The following is an 8928-nucleotide window of genomic DNA, read 5'->3' on the forward strand; positions in this document are numbered from 1 at the left end:
TCTACAGAGTAAAAGGTACTTTCTGATCTTTCCGGAAAACACTTGATTCGAATGTAGCGATCAAGTCTCCGTTCTGGTTAGTAATATCTACTTGATAGCAGCCGGTGCTTCGGCCGATATACCGTTCGCGTGCCTCGGCATAGAGGGTGTCGCCCGGACCGCTGGCACGCAGAAAAGTGATTGAGGATGAAAGAGAGAAAGCGAGTGTTCCGTGCGAATTGGCAGCTGCGGCGAGTGCCAGATCTGCCAGCGTGAAAATCGCTCCTCCTTGTGTCCGTGCTCCGGCATTAAGATGTTCGGGTTTTATTTCCAGTTTGGCTTTACTGTATCCTTCGCGTACTTCAAGCAATACTACGCCTGCATTTTCGGCGAACAGGTCCTTTTTAAAAAACTCTTGTGGGGTCATAATGATTAATTTTGAATTACTAATTTGAAACGTTGAATGATAAGTTATGAGAGCCGAATTAGCCTATAATTTAAAATTCAAGATTCTTCCGCAAATGTAATAAATATATTCCCATATATGGCTGTCGGATACTTACGTTTTTAGGGGGGGGATTATTCTTCATCAATCTCGAATACCTTATGACTAGTATGGTGTTTGCATTCGTATCATCTAATAAAAATGCTGTATGGAGTATCCTGATAAAAGAAAGAGGAGATAAGCTTCTATGTTTAATCAAGTGCTTGTCTCCTCCTTTTTTAATTTTCTCTTACCATTCAATAGCTTGATCCTCATCCGGTATCAACGGGTTGATTTGGCGTTCCATTGTCATAGAACCTTTTACTTCGTAAGTTATCGGATAATCCGGATTGGAAGTGACATCCGTGTACTTATAACTCAGTTCCAGTGTGGTAAGGTGGCGTTCCATATATTTGATGGTCTCGTGCTGAATGATTCGTTTTTCATATTTGCATTCTCCCAATGGTCGGATATTGATTCCCGGTTCGCCTTCGTCACCGTACAATCTCAACTTTCCTTTAATAGTACCTTCCTCGTCCTCCGTTCCTTCTTCAAACTCGACGAATACTTTATACCTGGAGCGATTCTCATCTTCCACCCACGTTGAACCGGCATAGAAGAAAATGGTATTCTCGTCCACTACGCGGGCTAAGCGTGTATCTACCTTAGCGGGATCGGTTGTCGTTCCTTCGATGTAGATGTTCATCAGCGTGGTGTTATACGTTCCGGAGTAGTCATTGAACAGATTGACTCCCAGCAGCGCTTTATAACGTCCCTTATATTTGTTTTGAACATAAGAAGGGTCTTCTTCAATAGTCAGCGGAAGTACGTATTTCTCATCCAGTTCCAACCCGTTAAAGTTGAAATGGATGGGGTAGAGCTGTATATTCTCTCCCGCAGGAATATGGCAAATGTTTGATTCAAAAGAATAATGCTGTTCTGCAAGGGGGACATACCAGAGGTCCTGACGACCTACGGGGAATTTTTCCTGGTTAAGTATTCGGAGCGTATCCTCATCCACGGCTATTTTTGCATCGATATTCCGACTGTTGCTTTTCGAGCCGCTGACAATGACCGGCAACTGGTATATTCCTGTTCCATCCGGCTGATAGCGTACATAAATTTCACTCAAGCCGTTGTCACCTAAAGGTGCCTTGAAAGAAAGCATCTGTGTGTAAAGTTCATCTTTCCACTCGTCATTGCATGCACTGAATGTTGCATACATCCCCAGTATCATTCCTAAAATATATAATTTTCTCATATTGATCTTTTGGTTTATAATGTTAACACTAATCATAATTCTGCCATCCGGGAGCTTGTGAGAGATTATTGTTGCGTTTCAGCTCATCAAAGCTGATAGGCCAGAAGTACTGTTTGCGTGAGAAAGAAGTCTGTAGTTCGGCCACTCTGACTGGCAGATAAAACATGTCCTTGTATTCTTCGTTCATCAGTGTATTGCAACCGTAGATTTGTTCTCCTTCATGTTCTTCGACAATTTTCCAACGACGCAGGTCATAGTAGCGTTGGGTTTCTGCAAAGAATTCGATCTGCCGTTCATGAACTATTTTTTCAAAGAATTTTTTCGGGTTTTCATATACTTCATCGCTATAGTCGGGGACTCCGGCACGCATACGGACAGGCTTTACTCCGCGGCGCATCTGTTCTTTGTCACGGAAGATGTCGTAAGTCTGGCTTCCGTCCCATGAGGCCACCTGGTAGTGTGTCCCTTCGGAAATATTATTCAGTGCTTCTGCATACATCAGTAATATGTCGGCATAACGAAGTGTAGGTTCCACTTTCTGGTAGATCGAGCCTCCCCATTTGGCGCAATCGTTCGGATTTACATATTTCATGATGCCGATGCCCGTAATGCACCAGTTATCAGATCCATTGATACGACCGTCGGTTGCTCCGCGATAATACCAGATTTGTTTGTTTCGTGAGTCTTTTCCTCCTTCTTCCTTAATGCTCAGTGCGTTCCATTGTGCTCCGTTGAAAGCTACGGAAGCATAGAAGCGAGGCTCACGATCGGTATATCCCCACCATACGCCATTTTTTACATTGTCGTACTTGTGTTCATCTTTGTTTTCATCGTTTGTGAACTTCCCTTTCCATAATGTGTAGCATTCTTTGTCAAATGATGTACCATCTGCCATAGCGTATGCTTCACTTTGCTTCAGGGTCATTCCGTGTACGTTATATCCTCCAAAAGTTCCGGGCAGTTGATGCTTTACGAAATCTACCATCGTGTTGTCTGTTTTTAAGTCATTGCTGTCACCATTGGTTCCTCGGGTAAAAATAAGTTCCGGATTTTCGGCTGCATAGATATCTCCATTGAAAAGAGACCGATATGATTCAAATGGATCTATATTGGACCATCCTTCCGGAAAAGGCTTGTTACTGTATTCCTCATGATAAGGTGGTTCAATAGTGGTTGGATAAGCCTCGTCTGTACTAACCGGGCGCCTTTCAAAAGTATAAAGTTTATAGAGTCCGCTCGTTTCCGAGTACTCGATCATGTCTCTGGCGGCGGCAGCGGCTTTTGCCCATTTCTCTTCATTGTATTCTTGTGGAATTAACTGTTGGCCGTCCTTGTTGATGAAGTCTGCCATTTCCGTATTTCCGTTTACCAGCGGACTGGCAGCATAAAGGAAAACTTTGGCACGTACAGCTAGCGCGGCTCCTTTAGTCGGGCGGGCAATGTTCAAGTTATCGCGTTTTTCGAATAGTTCGGTAGCTGCAATTTCCAGTTCCGAAGTGATGAATGCCACGCACTCATCATAGGTTTTACGTGGGTAGGCCAGCTCGTCATACGATTTTGTATAGTCGGCTCCTTCCGGTGGTAGGATAGGTATCGGACCGAATTTTCTCAGCAGTAACCAGTAAAAATAGGCACGCAGAAAACGGGCCTGTCCTCTTACGTCCGTCACTTCCTCCGGAGTGAGATCTTCATTCTCGTGCAATTCATTCAGCAGAATGGAGGCTTGATAGATTCCGTCATACGACCATTTCCATGCATTTTGGCCACCAGTGGAGTTTAAATATTCGCCGCGTTTGAATTTGGCAAAACGGTCTCCTCGTTCGTTGAATACTTGGTCGTCTGAGAAATTGAAAGGGCATACGTCACTGTGTCCCACCTCCAGATTATCTCCCTGCAGGCGACTGTAGCAGAATGACAGCCATTGAAGTGTATAGTCTTTGTCCGAGAAAATGCGTTCTGTAGATTGTTGGTCTCTGAAATAGCGATCTACATTTAGGAAATCGGAACAGGAAGTGAGTCCCAAGCCGAGTACCACTGCTCCCAATAAAATGTATTTATTTTTATTCATAACTTTTCTTTTAATGATTGTTTTAGATTCCTACCGTCAGTCCGATGGTCACTGTTCTGGATAACGGATATTGTTGTCCATTGGAACTACCCAGTTCCGGATCCCAAAGCTTAAAGTCGGAGAAGGTCAGCAGATTCGTTCCCATCAGGTAGAGGCGCACACGGTCCAAATGGAGTTTATTGACAAACCGTTTGGGGATGCTGTAACCTAATTCCACATTCTTTAAACGGATGTACGAACCGTTTCGCAGCCAGTAAGTAGAAGCACGATAGTTGTTGCTATTACCTCCATAACTCAGACGCGGGTATTTGGCATTCGGGTCTTCGTTGGTTCCCAGCGACCAGTAGTTACCCACTACATCCGTCAGAATATTGCCCCATGACTTCTCTTGGAATGGATATACGGTGAATCCGTCTATGAAGAAGGATGACTTGCCGGCTCCTTGGAAGTGAACGTTGATATCAAATCCTTTCCATTGTGCAGATACACCGAACCCGTAAATCAGGTTAGGGCGGGTAGTCGCACCGATGGGCACTTCGTCATCTCCGTTAATGACTCCGTCACCGTTTACGTCCTTGTACTTGATGTCTCCCGGCATGATACCTGAACCCTGTGAGGGTCTGTTGCGGATTTCTTCATAGTCCTTGAACAGCCCTTCGGCTATCAGACCGCGTGCCTGGTCTACACGGAATCCGTATTTCATCTTATACGGATAGCGGCTGTTCTCTTCGTCATACTCCTTGATTTCATTCTTACTATAGGTCATGTTGGCACGTACTGTAAGGTCTACCTCACCTATCCTCTGTTTATAAGCGATGTTGCCGTCAAAACCCTCGGACAAGACAGAACCCACGTTAGCGTAAGGTTTCGTTGTGATGTGATTCAGACCGATGATCTGAGGAAGGTAACTACGTACCATATAAATACCGTTGCGCTGTTCGTGGAAGTAGTCAATGCTGCCACTGAACTTATCATTGAACATAGAGAAGTCAAGTCCGAGGTCATGTTTCTTGGCTACCTCCCAAGTGATGCTGTTTGATGCTATTCTCGAATAGGTCAGTCCGGTATAATAATAATTACTGGTGCCGATATCACCGTAGTAGTAACCGTCTTCATCCCATGTCCCGAATTTCTCTACGTATGGGAAGCGGGTTCCCACATTGTCGTTACCTACCTTACCGTATGAGTAACGCAGCTTAAACATATTCAGCCATTTGAGATGTTTCTTGATGATTGACTCTTCAGCGATGTTCCATGCTACAGAATAGGCGGGAAAGAATCCAAACTGCTGACCTGAGGCGAAGTTCTCGGAGCCGTTGTAACCGAAATTAAAGTCAAAGAAGTAGCGGTATTTCCATCCGTATGTGAAACGTCCTGCAAACCCCTGATGACGGTTCTGAATACTCTGCACAATCTTCTCGTAGCTATCTGTATTGCCGTTGTGAGATGTATTGGTAGTCTTATCCTGAGAATACTTTAAAACGGCTCCTAGCATATGGTCACCAAACGTACGGTTATAGTGTAGCTCTGCTTCCAAGTATTCCTTCCGTTGTCCACTTGAATACATCGTTCCGTCCATCAGTTTCTGCGTCTCTATTCTTCTGAATTGCAGTTCTCCGTCGGAAGTACGCTGCCGTTCCGCTAACCAACTTTCCGGCCATTTGAAACGGTTGTCACCGTTATCCGTATATGTATCGAATCCGAAACGTCCGTAGAATTTTAATCCCTTTGTGATAAATTTCAAATCTTGTTCAAGATTAACCGTAGTCTGTATTTTATTCTTCCATGTTTCCTGATATCCCTGCTGGGTGGTCAGTACCCACGGATTTCTTCGTCCTTCACTACCGACTGCTGCCCATTTCCCGTCACTATACTGTACCGGAGAAGCGATGGGACTGTATCCCATTAATGAGTTCCAAATCTCATGATACTGGCTTCCCGGCAGGTTCTGCTTGTCCAGAGAACCTGATACACCTACTTTTAGCAGTGTGGATTTTGTCAGGTCTATGTCTACATTCATGCGGTAGTTCCAGCGATGGTAGTTGGCATTGGTGTTATAGTCCGTCATAGCACGATCCGTCTCGTACATACCGCCTTCATTTACATAACTGGCAGAAATGAAATAGCGGGCTACCGTACCACCTCCGGTCAAGTCTACAGTTGCGCGATAAGTGGGGGCACCGTCTTTCAGTATTAAGTTCATCCAGTCCACATTGGGGAAAAGATCCTGATCCAGCCCGTTTGCAAACAGTTCCAAGTCGCTTTCGCTATAGGCCGGAGCCTGACTACGACTAACCAAGGCTTCGTTCATCATGCGGGCATATGTTGGACCGTCCACAAATTCCGGAGTTCTGGTACGTGTATTATACGAGGTTTCTACTTTGGCATTGACGCGGGTCTTCCCTTCCTTACCGCGTTTAGTCGTAATCAAGACAACGCCATTTGCACCGCGTGAACCGTAAATGGCCGTCGCAGAGGCATCTTTCAACACAGAGAAGTCCTGGATATCTTCCACATTGATCTCATTCATATCACGCTCGAAGCCATCGACCAGCACCAATGCACTGCCTCCGGCACCGAAAGTGGAGATACCGCGTATCCAGAACTCGGAGATATTGCTACCCGGCTGTCCGGAAGTCTGGCGAGCGAGTATACCGGCCACATTGCCCGCAAGAGCATTGGTGATGCTTGCCGTCGGAGTACGTAGCTGGGAAACGTCGACTGTGGTAACGGCACCTGTCACAGTTACCTTCTTCTGAGCACCGGTTCCTGTGACAACAACCTCGTCGATGACCGTTTCTTTCGTTTCTGCCATAACGACGTTAATGATTTTTTTGTCTTTGATAAAGATTTCCTGCTTTGTAAAGCCCACATAGGAAAAAATCAAGTAAGAGTAATTGGGAACCTTGATCTTGTAACGTCCGTTTATGTCTGTTATCGCACCGAAGCCGGGCATATTTCTTGCTGTAACGTTCACGCCTATTAAAGGTTCGTTCTTTGGATCAGTGACGATTCCCGTCACCTCAATCGTCTCTTGTTCGTTTTGAGCGTAGACTGTAGTTGTCCAGCCTACTATCAATAAAAATAGTAAGATTACATTTCTCATATTTACTTGTGTTTTAAATAGTATTATTCCGTTGTCATATAACGAATCCCTTTATTATCAATATCTCCAATATAGAACATATCTGTATCAGGGTCGTAAGCAAGACCGGCTGGCTGATTGAAACGTGCCTCATGCAACGGATTGCCGTCTACGTATCCCCATATTTTGCCGTCGGCGTTTTCGTTACTTCGTCCGGCTGCAAGAGATGCTACCCCATGAGGATCCAGTTTCCAGATGCAGTGATTTTCTCTGTCACAAAAATAGAAGTCATATTGGTCGTTGTCAGGACCAATTCCTTCGCCGTATTTCTCATTTTTTACGAATACACCGAACTGTGGTTTGTTAAACCGGGCGCTTCCTCCCGTTCCTTCCTTGAAACTTTTATCGTTCATGTTTCCGGCAATGATGCTAGGATTACCGAATGTTTTTGCCACCGGATCATAATCGGCTCTGAACACTGCGCCAAAATTGTCGGAAAGCATATACATGAATTTATTGGACGGGTGCCTGAATAATATCGTATGTGAACCGCCCACTGCCGATATCTGGCTCAGGCTAAAGGCAACTTCCGCATTCTCGTCGATATTGGGAATAGCTCCATTGCGTATCATTTTGTAGACTTTTCCCTCCCACCAGGTGGTGTAAAAGATGGTTCCGTCATCCATATACACTAAACTATATGCTGTCCTGCCATAGTTGTAGGGACGAATTCGTCGAAAATTCTCACGACGGAGCGAATAATAGATATTTGCCCGGGTGGTGTTGTCCTGACCGTGATCATCGGTAAACAGCAACGTGTCTCCGTCAGCACTGAATGTGAAAGAGTACATTGTGCTATATCCCGTTCTTGGGAAGAGACGTTTTACAGTCCGTTCTGTCAGGTCTATTAGGTGGAGACCGTCAGAATGGTTTGAAGAAAAAAGTAACCGATTGTCCCCATCCTTGTATTTGGGATCGAACACCATACAGTCATTGGAAGGAATAGAAGCTCCTTCATCGAACGAACCCTCTTGAAATGCAGAATTATTATCCTCGTCTACCTTACGTAGCAAGGTACCTACGATCGTTGCAGGAGTGTATTTGAATTCCTCTTCAAATGTATGTTCTGCAATAGGTTTGCTATTCGGACCATCTACACGAACATTGATTATTCCATCAAAAGCCTTGGAAGGAACCATGCAATAAATCTTTTTTCCATCGGCTCCGATGGTTTTGGTTTTTTCTCCACCGATCGTAATGTGAATTTTGGTGGGATCATTCCCGAAATTACTGCCTTCAATGTACAGGCGGGTTCGCATACTTCCCTCTTTAGGGCTAAAATCTGTAAATACTACTGGTTGAGATGGGTCATACTGATTAGAGTTGGCTTTATCATCTTTACAACCGATGAAGAATAAACAGCAGACAAGTACTGTTATTAGGTGGTTTTTCATAAATATAAATAATAAAATGGTTAAAGTGCATCTTTACCCGAGAAGCTATAATCTTTATTGTCTACCTTATCCAATCTGTCTTTGACATACTTGTAAATAAGGTTATGATTATCGGGATAGCTAAAAAATGAAGTTTTGTTTTACTCCCTATGCAGATATATCTGTAGAAAGATTAGGGATAGAAACCCCATTCTTCAGCCAGCCTTATGAGTTATTGTGATTAGTCAAGAACCTTCACACGAATATTGCGGAACCAAACGTCATCACCGTGGTCCTGCATTCCGATAAATCCTTCGTGGTTTTCACCACCGCAATTATTCAGCAGTTCGAAAGCCAACGGCCATTTGTCCTGACTGAACTTGCTGGCCTGCAAAAGGTCTGTCCATTGTTTAGTCCACAAGTGGTATTCGAGTACATTCTCGTCATTTTGTCCATGAACAACCGTACCTTTATAAACCATGATCTTAGCCTTGTTCCATTCGCCGAAAGGTTTGGCATTCTGAGGAACTGCCGGAATCATGTCATATAAAGAAGCCGACTGCCGGTTATTGTCTTTACCCAATTTTGCATCCGGATGATTGTCATTGTCCAATACCT

Annotated in this window: 6 protein-coding genes; all 6 read right to left on the reverse strand. The window is 44.4% G+C overall.

Annotation, left to right across the window (positions count from 1 at the left end; translation table 11 throughout):
- Position 1 precedes the first annotated feature (1 nt).
- Positions 2-406, reverse strand: a complete 405-nt coding sequence (locus tag KTR07_RS08645; RefSeq protein ID WP_054959314.1) for a PaaI family thioesterase — start codon at positions 404-406, stop codon at positions 2-4.
- Between the two features lie 307 nt (positions 407-713).
- Positions 714-1724 carry a DUF4973 domain-containing protein gene (locus KTR07_RS08650; RefSeq protein ID WP_008762945.1) on the reverse strand — a complete coding sequence of 337 codons (1011 nt, stop codon included), beginning with the start codon at positions 1722-1724 and terminating at the stop codon, positions 714-716.
- 28 nt (positions 1725-1752) lie between these two features.
- Positions 1753-3792, reverse strand: a complete 2040-nt coding sequence (locus KTR07_RS08655; RefSeq protein ID WP_117981517.1) for a RagB/SusD family nutrient uptake outer membrane protein — start codon at positions 3790-3792, stop codon at positions 1753-1755.
- 22 nt (positions 3793-3814) lie between these two features.
- Positions 3815-6898 carry a TonB-dependent receptor gene (locus tag KTR07_RS08660; RefSeq protein ID WP_117981518.1) on the reverse strand — a complete coding sequence of 1028 codons (3084 nt, stop codon included), beginning with the start codon at positions 6896-6898 and terminating at the stop codon, positions 3815-3817.
- 23 nt (positions 6899-6921) lie between these two features.
- Positions 6922-8331, reverse strand: a complete 1410-nt coding sequence (locus KTR07_RS08665) for an IPT/TIG domain-containing protein (protein WP_117981519.1) — start codon at positions 8329-8331, stop codon at positions 6922-6924.
- A 220-nt stretch (positions 8332-8551) separates the two neighbouring features.
- The coding region (locus KTR07_RS08670) for a DUF1080 domain-containing protein (protein WP_217315336.1) at positions 8552-8928 on the reverse strand (377 nt) is incomplete at its 5' end.

It is taken from the genome of Bacteroides sp. MSK.20.82 (assembly GCF_019052485.1).
Lineage (GTDB): Bacteria > Bacteroidota > Bacteroidia > Bacteroidales > Bacteroidaceae > Bacteroides > Bacteroides thetaiotaomicron.